Genomic DNA, 15,434 nt, shown 5'->3' on the forward strand with positions numbered 1-15,434 from the left:
GCCGCAAGCCCCATCGCGCGCAAGCGCGCTCCTACAAGGATCGGGTTCCCGTATGCTTCGGCCACTTACCCCAGGGAGAACGCCGATGCGCCGCCGCTTGCTTGCCTTGTCACTCCTCGCGTTAGCCGCCATGGGCAGCGCCCATGCCGCCATGGTCGCCAAGCCGGTCCAGTGGACCGATCACGGCGTGACCTTCAAGAGCTACCTGGTCTACGACGACGCGGTGACCGCGAAGCGCCCGGGCCTGCTCATGGTCCCGAACTGGTACGGCATCAACGACATGGCCATCGCCAAGGCCAAGGAGATCGCCGGGAAGGATTACGTGATCCTGCTCACCGATATGTACGGCGGCGATGCCCACCCGAAGAGCGCTGACGAAGCGGGAGTGGCGGTGAAGCCGCTCTACGGCGATCGCCAGCTGATGCGCACCCGCGTGTCGCGCGCTTTCGATGAACTCAAGGCGCAGGAAAAGAACGCACCCATCGACCCTGCGCGACTCGCGGCGATCGGTTTCTGCTTCGGCGGTTCGGCCGTGCTCGATCTCGCGCGTACTGGCGCCGACGTGGCCGCGGTCGTGACCTTCCACGGCCTGCTTTCGGATGATTCGAAGCTGGGGTCGAAACTGCACACTGCCCACGTGCTGGCGCTCAATGGCGCTGACGATGCCAACGTCCCGCCGGAACAGCGTGCTGGTTTCGAAGCAGAAATGCGTGCGGCGAAGGTGGACTGGGCCTCGGTGGACTACGGCAATGCCGTGCATTGCTTCACCGAGAAGGAGGCCACCGACGCCACCGGCAATTGCCGCTACGACGCCAAGGTCGCCACCCGCGCCTACGCGGCGATGAAAGCCTGGCTAACCGAAGCCTTCAAGAAATAAAGCTGTTGTAGGAGCGCGCGTGCGCGCGATGGGGGTTGCCGCAAGCCCCTATCGCGCGCAAGCGCGCTCCTACAGATGATTTTCCCTCGGCTTGGTCAGAACCGGCGTTCGACGGAGTAGTCGGCCAGCATGGCCAGCGCGTCGCGATGCGCCGATGGTGCTAGTGAAGCCAGGGCCTCACGTGCCGCCGCGGCGTGCGATACCGCCTTCTCATGCACGCGCTCCAGCGCGCCCGAATCGCGGATGGCCGCGATGATCCGATCGAGCGAATCCAGCCCGCCGTGTTCGATAGCATGGCGTAGCGACTTCAGCTGATCCGGATCCGCCACCTGCATCGCATAGATCAGGGGCAGGGTGGGCTTGCCCTCGGCGAGGTCATCGCCGATGTTCTTGCCCAGCGTATCGGCATCGGAAACGTAATCGAGCAGGTCGTCCGCGATCTGGAACGCGTAGCCGAGCTCCATGCCATAGCGGCGCAGCGCCGCGACCTGGTCATCCGGCAAGCCACCGAGTACGCCGCCGAGTTCGGTGGCCGCGGCGAACAGCACCGCTGTCTTGCGTTCGATCACCGCGAGGTACGCCGCTTCATCCACATCGGCGTTGCCGATGTTCAGCAGCTGCAGCACTTCGCCTTCCGCGATGGTGTTGGTGGTGTTCGCAAGGATGCGCATGATCCGCATGTCATCCAGCTCGACCATCAACTGGAACGAACGCGAGTAGAGGAAATCGCCGACCAGCACGCTGGCGGCGTTACCCCACAGGGCGTTCGCGGTCTTGCGGCCGCGGCGCATATCCGATTCATCCACCACATCGTCGTGCAGCAGGGTCGACGTGTGGATGAACTCGATGATCGCCGCCAGCTTGGCGTGCTCGGCGCCCTGGTAGTTCGCAGCACCGGCGGCCAGTACGTGCAGCATCGGGCGCAGGCGCTTGCCACCGCCGGCGATGATGTGTTCGGCGATCTGGTTGATCAGGACGACATCGGAGGACAGGCGGCGCCGGATGAGTGCATCCACCTCCCGCATGTCGTCAGCGGCCAGGGCGCGGACGCTGGCGAAATCAATGGGGGTCTGGCTTTCGGCAATGGATGGCATGGGCCCGTCGTGTGGATGCGGCATATCAGCCCACATTATAGGGGCGCCATTCATGTTTGAACCGTCATGGCGCCGCAGGTCTCTATAATCTCCGCCGGCACCGGTCCTGGTGCCAGGAACGGATCGAACCCTCGGTGAGCCAGCTCAGCCCCCTGGAACGACGCAGCGCCCTGACGCTGGCCCTGGTGATCAGCCTGCGGCTGTTCGGCCTGTTCCTGATCCTCCCCGTTTTTTCCGTGTATGCCCGGGCGATGCCCGATGCCACCCCGCTGTTGATTGGCGTCGCCCTGGGTGTGTACGGGATCGGCCAGATGCTGCTTCAGGTGCCGCTGGGCATGCTTTCCGACCGGATCGGCCGCAAGCCGGCGATCAGCCTGGGTCTGGTGGTTTTCGCCATCGGCGGCGCCGTGGCCGCGATGTCACACACCCTGACCGGCATCGTCCTGGGCCGTGCCCTGCAAGGCATGGGTGCGGTGGCCGGCGCGGGCACCGCCCTTGCTGCGGACCTCACCGCCGAGGCGAACCGCGGCAAGGTGATGGGCATCATTGGCGTGTCGATCGGTTTGTCGTTCCTGCTGGCGCTGATCCTGGGACCCCCACTGGAAGCCGTCGCCGGGCTGGGCGGCCTGTTCGGCCTGACCTCGATCCTCGCCCTATGCGCGATGGCCCTGTTGTGGTGGCTGGTCCCGACCCCGGCACGCGCCGAGCGGCCGGCGACCGGGACGCTGCGCGACATCCTGGCCATGCTGGGTGACCGTGGCATGCTGGCCCTCAACGGCTCGGTGTTTTTCCTGCATGCCCTGCTTACGGCGTGTTTCGTCGGCCTGCCGATCCTGCTGACCGATACGTTCGAGGTCCCCGTGGCCCGGCACTGGACCCTGTACCTGCCGGTGATGGTGATCGCGGCACTGGTGATGGGCGCCCTCATGCCCCGCATCCGCGATACCGCCCGCAGTGCGCGAATGGTGGTCGGCTGCGTGGTCGCGCTGGGGCTGGCGCTAGCCGGCATGGCCATGGCCACGCGCCATGAGTGGCTGCTGGGCCTCGCAGCGGCCGTGTTCTTCTCGGCCTTCAACCTGCTCGAGGCGACCTTGCCGAGCCTGGTCTCACGACTGGCTCCGGCGCACCTGCGCGGCGCGGCGATGGGTGCCTATTCGACCAGCCAGTTCTTCGGGGCGTTCGTCGGAGGCGCCCTGGGCGGGCTGGCGCTGGGCGCGCTTGGCCTGCAGGGCGTTTTCGCCGCCGCCGCCGCCCTCACGCTGGTCTGGCTCCCCCTGGTCCTCCGTGTAGGAGCGCGCTCGCGCGCGATCGGCGACGCGGCAGGGCTGGACTAATCCGGGACCCCAATCGCGCGCAAGCGCGCTCCTACAGGATCGTCGCGGGTGAGACGATCCCTGACACCGCGGCGCGGCGAATATCGCTTGCCGGGACATTGCCCAAGGCCCCACCATCGCCCACACTATCCGGTCCGCTCTTCCGGTGGCCCCCTGGCTGCCTGGTGCGAAGAGCGCATCACGTAAACGAGGAAAATCCATGGCACGCGGCATCAACAAAGTCATCATCGTCGGCAACCTCGGCGCAGATCCGGAAACCCGGTACACCGGCAGCGGCACGGCGATCACCAGCCTGCGCATCGCGACGTCGGAAAACTGGACCGATAAGCAGAGCGGCGAGAAGCAGGAGCGCACTGAGTGGCACCGCGTGAAGCTGTTCGGCAAGCTCGCCGAAATCTCGGGCGAATACCTGAAGAAGGGTCGCCAGGTGTATATCGAAGGCTCGCTGCGCACCGACAAGTACACCGATAAGGATGGTGTCGAGCGCTACAGCACCGACATCATCGCCAACGAGATGCAGATGCTCGGCGGTCCGGGTGGCGGTGAAGGTGGCGGCGGTGGCGGTTTCAGTGGCGGCAACCGTCCGCAGCAGTCGCGCGGCGGCCAGGGCGGTGGCGGTAGCTACGGCGGTGGCGGTGGCGGTGGCGGTGGTGGCCAGCAGCGCGGCGGCCAGGGTGGCGGCGGTAACTACGGCGGTGGCAACCGCGGTGGCGACGACGACTACGGCCAGCAGCGCGGTGGCGGTAATGCCCCGCAGCGTTCGGCCCCGCCGGTCAACGAAGGCTTTGATGACGACGATATTCCGTTCTAACGAACACGTGTTTTGAAGAGTTGCTCTAGCTTTAAAAAGCCTCCGCTCTTGCGGGGGCTTTTTTCTTTTCTGAAGCGGCGAGAACATTCTGCCCGTACGACGCAGGGCCACTAACACGCAAAACGCCAAACAACGTGGCCCTCCCTTGCCGAATTTGCCTTAGTCCATATGGCCGTAGAACCGGCGCAGCGGCGATGAGCAAGCGTAGCATCCAGTGCTGGCAACAACGGGTGCCAGGGCATGAGGAGCGCACGTCTCACTGTGGCGGCGCTCTTCTGCACAACTTCAGCCTGTGCATGTGCGGAACCGCTGCTGTCCGATCACGCATGGCTCAACGCAATGCAGTGGCGTTGGCGCGCTCAAGAAGCATCGGTATTCAGTTCGCTCGCCGGTTCTTAGACCTTCGGCGCGCGAAGACTAGCGGAGGGCCTGGGCATGACAGAGTCGTTCAAAATCGCGTTCGAGCAGGTCCAGCTCCTTAGTGGCCTAGCGCCAGATCAGCCGGTCTGGCTCTACATGCGAGCGACACTTCACAACGCAGACGACCTCGATACGGCATTGGATACGCAGCAGATAGGCGCGCTTCCACCTGATGCGAATCGGAGCATTGATCCGAGCGTTCCCCTGGGTGACGCAGGCATCTATGCACCTGGTCTCGCCGTGGGCGATATCGTTCGGAACGATGTGGCGGACTTCAGCACAAGTCAGCTGTTTCCGCGATTTGAATTGAGCCCCATGGCCGTAGCGGAAGGTCAAATCCTGGCAGTCGAGGTGTTCCTCGTACCGAAGGTGTGGCTGAAGACCATCAGGGTGCCGCAAAGCGAAGCGGACAAATGGCTCAAGCGCGGGTTTCTAACTCTACTTGGTGCATCCGGCTTCGGCGTTTGGGGCGCTATTGGAGGGGCGATCATCGGCTTTCTTTGGGGCGAAGGCGATCAGGACGTCGACGTTCCATGCACTCAAACACTGATCTCAGCTCGTCATTTATTTACTTTCGACGATCTTAAAGCCTTGCAATCCGAAGGCATGCGCCAGTTCGGGCCGGCGGACAACGATCTTTCTGCGGTGTGTGGAGCCATCGACAGCTTCTACTGGCTCTCCGCCAATCAGCACGTGGCGTGGTCATTCGGTCCTTCCCGGCCTGTCGAACAGAGCGATTGCCAGTTGAGGCCGTGGCGCCATCGTCCTGTCGAGGAATGGCTCAGTGGCACGTGGCTTGATCGAGATACCTGGGAAACCTCTTGCGTGGGGGTCTCCGTAAACGTCACTGATGATCGGCACGCCGATGTGTGGGTGTTCGACGAGCCTTCGAAGCCGGGCTCTCAGTCCCGTGAATTCGATCGGTGTCCGATTACCTCAGATCACCCACCGAATGAGTTCACCAGGAACCGGTACGATGACGGCTGCCCTCCAAGATCGGTCTCGCCCGTATGTGCGGAATGTAAACGGTTTTCCAACATACCGTCGTCGCTGATCATCAGCAACAAAATGCTCCTGGCGCTTGCACTGGCGCCTCGTCACTTAGGTGCGGAGCGATGGATCGATCCGATGGTGCAACGGATAGCCGAGCGCAAACTGCCAAGCTGCGCCGAAGCCGCCAGGCTGCGCCGAATCATGTCCGACGCGCCGAATGAAGTGCGACCTTTCGGGCGGGGCGTTTTGTTCAAGCAGTTGGCCAACGATGACATGGTGCTTTGGCCTAAGGGTAGCCCGCCACCCAAGCTACACGTTAGGGATCAACCGCGTTCTCCCTTGACGAAACCGATTCGCGACTTGAGCGAGTTCGCCACCATTACCGATGTACTCTATGGCTGCTTCAAGGTAGCGATAGGAGAGCGCGAGGCGCTATTCACCTATGCTGAAGTTCCAGAAAAAGGTAAGCCGAAGTGCCCGCGGCTGAGGTATGTGCGCTGGAATGACGACGAAAAGATCGTCAAAGATGTCATGTTGCAGCTTTGGATTCGGCCTCCCCGTTGAACAGCTTGTCCGCTGATGGAGCCATCGAGTGGCCGGCTGGTGCGGACGGCCGTTCTCGCGAACACGTGTAGGGATGTATTGATTCAAGGTTAAGAAGCCCTTGCCATTGCAAGGGCTTCGCGTCCATCGGTCTGACGCGGTGCGGTCGACAGTTCCCTCGCCTGGTGTTTAGATAGGGCGGGCTAAGGCATTGTTTAATTAGACTTACTTGTAGATGGTGCAGCTATCAGGTGTGCACAACCGTTCTGATGCGGCATAAGAAAATGCCTTGAGCTTCGCCAAAGCCCCCGCAACCGCGGGGGCTTTTTTTATGTTTCACGCGGCGCAGCACGTCTCATTCTTTGCGATGTAAGCCATGGATACTCGGGTCCGCGGCTGGATAGGCCGTGATAGCAAAGTTCGATCTGAATCCAAACTGGAGGGAACGCAGTGAAGCGACGCGATTTCATCAATACCATGCCTGTCGTTGCTATCGGTCTGTCGACTATGGCCTCAAGCGCAGGGGCGACGATGCAGGCGGCAAACGCAACGGGCCGATATGCCAATGTGCTCAACTTCGGCGCGATTGGCGACGGGGTGCACGACGATACATCTGCCATTCAAGCGGCAATTAATTCTCTGGCAGGAGCGGGTGGCGGTGTTTATCTGCCGCCTGGCGCCTATGTTCTTAGTTCTGCGCTTACGCTTATCCCCAACCTGACCGTCGTTGGCTTCGGCGGAGAGTCGGTGAAGCTGTTACCCAAGTCCGCCGGCATCAACGTGTTTCAGTACCTCGCCCCCTCCGATCAGTTCGTCAACATATCGATCTCGGGCATCGAAATCGACTGTACCTCAGTGGGCGGCATTACCGGCGTCTACTTTCAGTCGGCACAGCGACTGTCTCTACAGGACATGGTCTTTACAGGGTGCAGCTACAGTGCCCAGATGGATCGTTGCAGGTTCGTGGAAATCGGTGACTGCGTGTCGCGGGGTAGTCCCTGGAACAAGGCGGGCACGCTTAAGCTATTCAGCGCGAATGCGACCGAGTACATCCATCATATTCACGTCGAACACGATCCTCAACTTCACGTGCTCAAACGCGAACACCCACGCACAGGGTGTGTTGATCGAAAGCGGAGCAGAGCGCCCCGCGAGGGGCGCTCTGCTGGCGCTCTCAGGACCACCAGGTCCAAACAAGCGTCTCCCCGCCAACATCGGCAAACAGCTCGATCTGACCGGCTGTACGGCATGTCGCCGCAAGCCTCGATGTGGCTTGTGTGTCAGGTGCGACGCCAGGCCCCACCGAACGCCATATCGCTTCGCCCGCGACGAGCGAACGCACCGAGCCATCGCTGCCGATTGCGAACAGCTGCGTCGTATCCGCGGCAGGCGCAGCCCAGACGAGATCACTCCCCAGTGTGGGACGCCAAGCGTCATCCGCCGATGCAACCTGCCAAGTGATCGTGCCGCTCAACGTCCCTGAGCCAATCGCAATCTCGCCGTCGGGCCCCTGCGCGGCCAGCCGGAACGACATGTCGTTGCCGATCGCGGAAAATGCGCTCACGGGAAAGCCGGGACTATCGAGTGGCGTCCAGCCGGCCCCGAACACCGTCGGCAGGTCGGCGCGGCAGATCCAGAAATTCCCTTGCGCCGTGCGGGCGATGACCTGGCCGCCGCCAACGCCCAGTTGCGACGGGGTGTCGCCGCCGAGATCTTCTATTCCGATCCGCCGCCAGGTCTCCGCATCGCCTGGACCCCAGCCATGGCGTACGTAGACCGCACCGTCCGCGCCCAGAACATAGAGATCCGCGAAACCGCTGCCGGTGGGGACAGGAGTCACCGTCGATGAGGGGGCGAGGGGCACAGCGACGGGGAAGATCACGTCGAGCGTCGTCGGCTGAAGGTCGACCCAGGGCTGCTGCTCGCTTCCGACGTCCTCCACCCACGCAAGCAGCCGTCCGCCGCTGATCACGAACAGCGCCACGCGGCCCGATGAATCACTTACCGCGCTCCAGGAAAACGGCAGTGACCAGTCGGGCGCGTCCCCGGCCCCTTTAATCTCAGACCAGAAGCCAAGCGCCCCGCCGCAACGCATTCGACGCCACCACAAGCGGCGCGAGTGGTCGAGCGCAAAGAGGTCGTTGTGGTCGTGCCACACCACGGTGAACGGCGGGTGCGCCGCCAACAGCCAGGACGCGATATCGATCGCGCCGCCGACGGGCTGCCATTCGTCCCATTCGCCAAGCCGGATGGCAAACGGTCGGGCGCCGCTCGACCGGCGGTCATCCTCAAAGTCGATCTGGTCGAAGACCAGCGCGCAGTCACGCAACTGATGGTCGCCCATCAGCGCCTTGAGCGTGAACGTCGCCTTCCACTCAGGTGACCCATCCACCAGACGTAACAGCGAGCGGCCCAGGGTCGCGGGGTCCACGTCCGGCAGGGTGCCCGGTCCGGGCAGGCCGAGGTCGAATGGATCGCCGCCGCCAGGCGGGTTCACGATCTCCAACGTCATATCGGGGCTGCGGCGCATCGGGCGGTCGAAGTAGATCCATTCCGCGTCGTGCTGCGTGTTCTCGCTCACGGGGCCGGCGGCGACGACCTGGGCGCGTGCTGCGGAGGTGCAACCGATATCGACCCTGGCAGTGGCGACGGTGAAGGCCTCCATCGCTTCGTCGCCTGTCCGCAGATAGATCACGAGCGCGCGGATCGTCCGTGAATCACCATCGAGGATGTCTGGGTCCTCGCCGCGCACCGGCGTGCGCATGTCGAGGAAGTCGTGTAGGAGGCTGTGTCCGTTCCACTCGAGGCAATAGGCGCGCTGCTGCCACTCGACGAGGCCGCCCCGGACGAACGGCGTCTCGAAGCGTGGAAACAGATCGGTCGCGAGCGGCTGGCCGTTGAGCTCGAACTCCGGGTCGTCGCCGTCGGCCAACCGCAGCCGCGCCGAGCCCCCACCGGGCAGCGGCGCGTCATAGGTGCATTCCAGATCACCGTCGTCATCGATGTGCACGCGCGCACCGGCGACGCGGTCCATGAACGCGTTGAAACTGCCGAACTCGTTGCGGCTGCCGATCTGGACGATCCAGATGTTCTTGCCGTCCACATGCCAGTCGCGACCGGCGAACAGATCGGGCGCATCCTTCCAGATGTCCGCGTTGCCCTTGTCTTTGTCCTTATCGATCTGCTGCTCAATGCGGTGATCGTAGGGGCCAGATTCCCGGGTCATCCACTCGGGCCGGTTGTTCGAGAAGACCCCGACGTAACCTTCCTCGGGCAGGTCCGTGGACCCTTCGGGTGTCGGATGCACCACTTTGCCGAACAGCCAGAAACCCTTTGGGCCGATATGACCGATGTCGAGCAGCGGGAAATTGGCGTCGTCATAGGCGCCCGTGCGCCGTTCGACGACCTGGTCGAAGCCGGACCTGGGAAACCAGGCGTGCGAGCCGACGTCCGCCAGAAACTTTTGCATGTCGTGAAAATCGGACAGCATGATCGTCGCGCCAGCGTGCTGCACCACGCGCGGCAGCGCCCAATTTCCGGTCCACCAGTCGGGACCATCATCGTGACCGGGGCAAAGAGGATTAGTGTCTTCGAGCGCGGCGTGCTCGCCGGCAACGGCGCCGATGCCTCCAGCGACACTTCCGATCACCGCGCCCACGGGTCCAAAAAGCGACCCGAGCGCACCGCCAACCAGGAAGCCGGCGGTAAACGTCGCCAGCTCGGAAAGATCGATGTCGCCGAAGCCGGCGGTGACGAACACGTTGAGCGCACCGTTGAGCGTGGCCTGCTGGACACTGGTCTGGAAATTGAGTTGGCCGGCGCGGAAGTTCTGAAGGCTGGACAGCATCGCGCCTGGTGAGCGGTAGGTGACGATATTGGCACGCGTGCGCGTCGAGCCTTCGAACACCAGCGACAGGTCGTCAGCGGTGCGTTCGTCGATGTCGCCAAGCGGCTCGCCGGTCGCCGTGTAGAACAGCTGGCTCGGCAGATCCTTGAAAAGAGAGACCAGCCCCATCAGGAGCCGCGGCTGCTTGAACGCGTCGGCCTTGTCCAACCCATACCGGTGCATCAACGCGAAGCTACCCCGCACGACCTGCTTGTTGACGAAGGCCGACATACCCCAGAAGAAGATCGTGTCGTCCTCGACCGCGCCGTAATCATCATGGGTCCGCGCGATCTCGCGGTTGACCTCGGCCAGGAAGGGCGAATAACGCGCGCGCTTCGCGGCATAACCGACCAGTTGCGAATCCTTGGTGTCGGAATCCTGCGACCAGGTGATGCCGTACTTGCCGGACTCGTCGAACGTGATCGACACGCGCGAGCGGTCGGTGAACGGTGCCGTGGGCGGGTTCACGCCCATCTCGAGCAGGGCCTGCGGCGCCGGGTAGGCAGATGATGCGAAGCTCGCGCCGATCTGCGCGTCGCCATCGACGTACACGCCTTTGACCCCGAACATGATCTCGAGCACGTCGCTCAGGCCATTGTCGAACCCCGAGGACTTCGACTTGAACTGGGAGCGGCCGCCCGCCGCGCCCATCGCGCCGCGGTGCTGGAAACGGGTGGCATCGAACAGCATCAGGTCGACGGCCATCACTGCCTTTGTGCGCACCTCGTCGTCGAGGGCGAAGTCGACGAGGTTGAGCAATGCCCAGAGGTGCTCGCGGTAGTAGCCGGAGGAGTGGAACTCCATCCATCCGAACATCAACCGATTGTTGAGCCACTTGAGGACACGGACGCGGCCACGATCACGACGTTGCAGTCCCGTGCGCTCGCCGGTCCGATCGCCGGGATCAACGAACAGGCGGCAGGGCTGGAAGGCGTCCTCCTGCCAGAGCTGCCCTAGCAGATACTCGGACGAGGCGAACATGATGTAGTGGTTCTCCGACCAGAACTCCATTTCATGGTCGATCTCATCATCGGCGTAGCCGAGGTCTCTCTTAACCTTGTTGAGCCGGTCGTTGTCGAGCGCTCTCGGGTGCTCGTCCAGCCAGAACTTATACGAGAGCAGCGCCTGCTTCAGGACCTCGCCGGCAAGGGGCGAGAAGCTCGGGTCGGGGCTGCGCGGATGGGCTGCGCTCTCCTCGAGGATGATCCGCAGCTTCACCTCGGCCTTCTCGAACCGGGCCAGCAGATCGGTGTCATCGCCGATCACCTTGACGCGCTCCTGCATGAAGGCGCGATAGGTATCATCGGGCGGCAGGCGGTGTCGCCAGCCCGGCTCGGCGCCGACGCCATCCGGGATGGTGCCGTAGCGGTAGATGAGGCGCACGAGCTGGCACAGGCCCATGTCCGAGTTGGGCTTGAGCACGATGCATTCCCGTTGGGAGTCGAGGAATGCGCGCGTCCAATAGCCAACCCGTGCCGATAGCGCGAACGTCTCCACTGGCCCCATCGCTGCGCCGTTCGTCGCAATGGAGGGGACGTAGTGGTACTTGGCGCTTTTGTCCTGGGGCTTGTCCTTGAAGAGGTCGAGCAGACGCACCTTGACCGCGTCGCTCGCCGGGCGGGCGGACGTCGCGGACAGGATGCCGGCCAGGAACGCGCGATAGAGCTCGGGCGCTTCCGTGGCGAACGGTACCTCGACCCCTGCGACACCCCCGACGCTCAGCGCCAGCTCGGTCTCGAATTCGTGGACGTAGCGTTCGAGGTTCGCCACCCAGGCGCGGATGTCCGCACGCCCCTCGTCGGCTGCCTCGGGCGCGACGAAGTTGTAGAGTTCCGGAATCAGCCAGGGACGTGCTGCGGCAAGCTCGGCGCGACTGATGGCAGCCGCGACCGCATCGCCGTGATGATCGCCCAGCATGTCGTCGGGCCGGCGGCGCGGAAACCGGCTCAACGATGGCATCGAATCCGTGTTCGAACCGAAGCGGGTCGCCTCGAACTCGTCCTGCAGGGCCTTTAGCTTTGAGCCGAGCCGTTGGGGTTCGCGGGCATAGAGCCAGTCGCCCATGCGCCCAAGCAACGACGCGTCGAATTCGCCGTGCCGCTGAGCATCGAGGTTGGTCCACACCGGTTGCTGGCTGTCGAGATAGACACGCGGCAGCTCCTGCAGACGGCCGAACTGGCCGGGAAAGACGGCGGTCAGCGGGACTTCGGAGACCAGGTCCAGCATCGCACCGGGCTTGTCAGGGCGCAGCCCCTGGAACGACCCGCAGTTAAGTGCGCGCAGCTGGGTTTCATAGAACCAGGTCACCCGGCGCCGCATCGCCTCACGCAGGTCCGCCACGCGACTAGGTCTGCGGATTGCAGGGCGTCGGAGCCCAACTCGGCAAGGCGTCGTCGTCCTTCAGCAGCACCAGCGTTGTAGGCAGGGACGCCTCCCATTGCTCGACGCAGACTTCTTCGCCGGGTACGGCGTTGGCCGCCTTGATCTCCTCGATGATCGACACATAGAGGTCTCCGAACATGTCAGGGATCTCCTCCCCCATCCACACGTCACCGGTTTCCTGGAAGTGCGCAAGAGCTGCCTCGAACCCCGGCCGTGCCGGGACCACCACCCGCGCCGCGCCCGCTTTTAGGAACGCTTCAAATTGCGGATCGGCGTCCTGCGCTAGCAGCATCTCCTCCCAGCGCTGCGGACGCCCCCAATAGTAGGGGTAGCAGGTGAACATCAGGTTCTCCCACTCGAACGCGCGCTCGAAGAAGGCGACCATCGCACCCCACTTCTTGACCTTCACCGGATCCGGCAGGACGACGCCGGGTGGCAGCGGTGCGGGCGTAGGCGTCGACAGCCAGGCCGCTGGCTGTTCGCCGATAAGCAAGAAGATGAAGGCGCGCTTGAGTTCGTCCCGTGTCACCGCGGGGTCGTGCAGGTAATTGCCCGCCATGGCCATCTGCGCCCGCACCGCCGACACGTAGCGGGCGAGCCGGTCCTCGTAATCGGCAAGCTGGCGCTGGTAACCGCTGACGATGGTGGCGTGCGTCTTGAGCTGCCACTGCTCTATGGCGGAGTCCGTGCGCTGGCAGACGATCGCGACGGCGTACGACAGCGACACGATCTGGGAGAAGGTCCTGAGTGTCACCGGGATCTCGCCCGTCTCGCCCGCCATGGTGAAGGACGCGCGCAGAAACGGGTTCTCCGCACTGTCCGTCCGTAGGCGCGCGCTCTCGCCTACCAGGGCCTCGATCGACGCGCCGGGCCGCTCGCCGAAGTACTCAATATTGACGTGCTGAACGTAGCCGCGCACCGCCCGATAGCCCTCGGGAACGGAGAGCTTGAACGCCGTCTGGAAGTACGCGTCCCACTCGTTCCCGTAAGGTTTGATGTGCTCGATGCCGCTGCGCACCGCTTCGGCCTGCGCGACCGTCCTGGCGTAGACCTGTGGCGGTGGTGACACCGCGCTCGTCACGCCATATTGGGCCGCGTACCACATGTAGTTGCCAGAGCTAAGCTGGCTCGGTCCGATCGCAGGTTCGAGCGGCTTGACCAGGCTGAACGCCTCAGGCTGCACCGCGTTCTTCAGTGCCTGCACAAGGAACGCCGCTGGCTCAGGCACCACGACGTCGTACATCAATCGCCGGCCGTAGTTGAGCACACGCATGCTGTAGATCTTGTCGACCCACTGGTAGATGCCGCGGATCTTCTTGTCGCCCTTGCTGTTGTCGAGCCGGTGGCGCGCCCGCTCGACGAACGTCCGACGCTCACGCTGCACCTGCTGGCGACGGACTTGCTGGGTAAGGCTCTCGACCGATCGCGCCACCACCTCGCGCGCGAAGTTCGACTTGCTGTTCTCGACAAGCCGGCCGTAGTCGGACGAGGACATCCCGTCACCAGCGGCGCTCGTCTGGTGTCCGGTCTCCTTTTGGGTCTCGGTCGACAGCTCGTTGCGATCGGTCGATTGTCGGTCGCGTTCCTCGCTCTGGGTCGACACCGTTTCGTCAGTGAGGATCAGCTCGGACTCCTCGGTCCGCTCGGTGTCATGGCGCAGTAGTTCGCCTTCGAGCACGTTCTCGATGTGCGATATATCAGCGGCCCGGTAGCCGATCAGTTCCTGGCGCACGACCTGGAGATTGCCGATGCCCACCGGGCGCGTGACCACCTTGCTGAAGTCCGGCATCGCGATCGGCGCCTCCAGTACCTGCTGCGGCTGGCCTAGCGTAGGCGCAGGCTCGGCGAAAAGATGCCCGCCGACGCGAAACACCTTCGCCGAGGTAGCGATCAGATGCGGCAACACAGCGGCATTCAGGGTCGCCAGATGGCGTTCGACGGTCGCGACCGCGACGTCCATCGGCGTTGCTACCAGATCGACCCCCGCCCGCTCAAGGGGCTCGACATGCCCGGCGAGCAGCCGCTCGCGCGCCGCTGGCGCGAGGCGCAGCACCGGCGCGGGACCGGCAATATCGTTGGCCACGAACTCAAGCCTCTCGGAGCGAGACGCCAGCTCCTTCGGATCGGCGCGGCGTTCCTCGCCGTCGTGTGCGCTGGCAAGCTCGAAATCGTGTGGCTGCGCCGAGAGCAGCGCAACGTAGGCGGCCTGCAGCCGATCGCGCTGATCGCGCAGCGTAAGCAGCTTTTGCTGCGCAGGATCTGGCTCGGGCGATGGCGACGAAGCATTTGAAGTCGGGCTCGCGATCGCCAGGAAGATAGGCGGAATCCGCACCGGCCGACGAAGCATCTGGGCAACTGACGCCCGGGTCGGCGCGGCCGCCTCGGGATCAGCGACCGCAACGAGCAGTGCTGCGGCCCGCAATTGCTCGACCAGCCGCGTGGCGTCGACACGATCGAAGCCGGTGACCAGCTTGACCGCTAGCGTTGCATTCTGGAGCAATTCCAGATCCGTCTTGAACGCGGCGCTCGCCACCACGCCGGCGGGCTTGTCCCCAAATGCCGAACGGATGGCATCGCGAACGGTGGCTCGGCTGACCGTCTTCAACCCGCGCAACACTGCCGGCAGCGCCGCCAGGGGCTTGCCGAGCGTTGCCGGATCGTCGGTGGGCGCCGGGAAGTGCTCGCTCACATAGGCCAACGCCGTCGCGCGTACGCCTTCCCCCGGCCCCTGGCGACCCATGATCTGCGCCAGGTCGGATTGGAAACCGGATTGATTGGCGATTTCGATCGGGTCGGCCGAGACCTGCACCGCGAACTCGTGTTCGATGTAGCGGAAGAGATCGACCATGCACGCCTCCAGGAAGGAAGGTGTCTCGCGGCAAAATCGGAGAGGACGAGTCACACCGCTATCGCGGCGGCCCACGGTACCGCAGTCGCCGTCGCGAAACCAGCGTAAAGTCCTGGTCGATCGAACGGCCAGAGGCCAGCCACCGGACAGCCCATCGCCAAACCATTCGAAATCCGTGGCTGCAAGACAGGCCGTCACCTCAGGGCGACACTGGCGAGGCCGCCATGCCCATGGCACGGCGCCCCT

At 63.9% G+C, this 15,434-nt stretch carries 7 protein-coding genes and 1 pseudogene; 5 read left to right on the forward strand and 3 right to left on the reverse strand.

The features are described 5' to 3' along the window. Positions 1-85: 85 nt before the first annotated feature. A complete protein-coding gene (locus tag VGN46_RS18265; protein ID WP_331645862.1) occupies positions 86-877 on the forward strand; it encodes a dienelactone hydrolase family protein in 792 nt (263 codons plus the stop codon). Positions 878-972: 95 nt separating this feature from the next. Here VGN46_RS18265 and VGN46_RS18270 read toward each other — a convergent pair whose 3' ends face one another. Further along, positions 973-1,971, reverse strand: coding sequence for a polyprenyl synthetase family protein (locus tag VGN46_RS18270; RefSeq protein ID WP_331645864.1), 999 nt, complete (start codon positions 1,969-1,971; stop codon positions 973-975). Between the two features lie 134 nt (positions 1,972-2,105). On the opposite strand from VGN46_RS18270, the gene VGN46_RS18275 reads away from it, so the two are divergent. The 4 genes and pseudogenes from VGN46_RS18275 to VGN46_RS20390 all read left to right on the forward strand — a co-directional run. Beyond that, positions 2,106-3,305: an MFS transporter gene (locus VGN46_RS18275; RefSeq protein WP_331645866.1), complete on the forward strand. Its 1,200-nt coding sequence runs from the start codon at positions 2,106-2,108 to the stop codon at positions 3,303-3,305. Positions 3,306-3,504: 199 nt separating this feature from the next. Beyond that, a complete protein-coding gene (gene ssb / locus VGN46_RS18280; RefSeq protein WP_331645868.1) occupies positions 3,505-4,116 on the forward strand; it encodes a single-stranded DNA-binding protein in 612 nt (203 codons plus the stop codon). 435 nt (positions 4,117-4,551) lie between these two features. Then, positions 4,552-6,093: a hypothetical protein gene (locus VGN46_RS18285; RefSeq protein WP_331645870.1), complete on the forward strand. Its 1,542-nt coding sequence runs from the start codon at positions 4,552-4,554 to the stop codon at positions 6,091-6,093. 510 nt (positions 6,094-6,603) lie between these two features. Next, a pseudogene (locus VGN46_RS20390) lies at positions 6,604-6,999 on the forward strand (glycosyl hydrolase family 28-related protein); the annotation flags it as partial. Positions 7,000-7,246: 247 nt separating this feature from the next. Here VGN46_RS20390 and VGN46_RS18290 read toward each other — a convergent pair. Then, a complete protein-coding gene (locus tag VGN46_RS18290; protein ID WP_331645872.1) occupies positions 7,247-12,298 on the reverse strand; it encodes a hypothetical protein in 5,052 nt (1,683 codons plus the stop codon). Between the two features lie 4 nt (positions 12,299-12,302). Beyond that, the gene (locus tag VGN46_RS18295) at positions 12,303-15,188 is read right to left on the reverse strand and encodes a hypothetical protein (protein ID WP_331645874.1); all 2,886 of its coding nucleotides are present in this window, start codon (positions 15,186-15,188) and stop codon (positions 12,303-12,305) included. Positions 15,189-15,434 lie beyond the last annotated feature (246 nt).

It is taken from the genome of Luteibacter sp., assembly GCF_036500425.1.
Lineage (GTDB): Bacteria > Pseudomonadota > Gammaproteobacteria > Xanthomonadales > Rhodanobacteraceae > Luteibacter.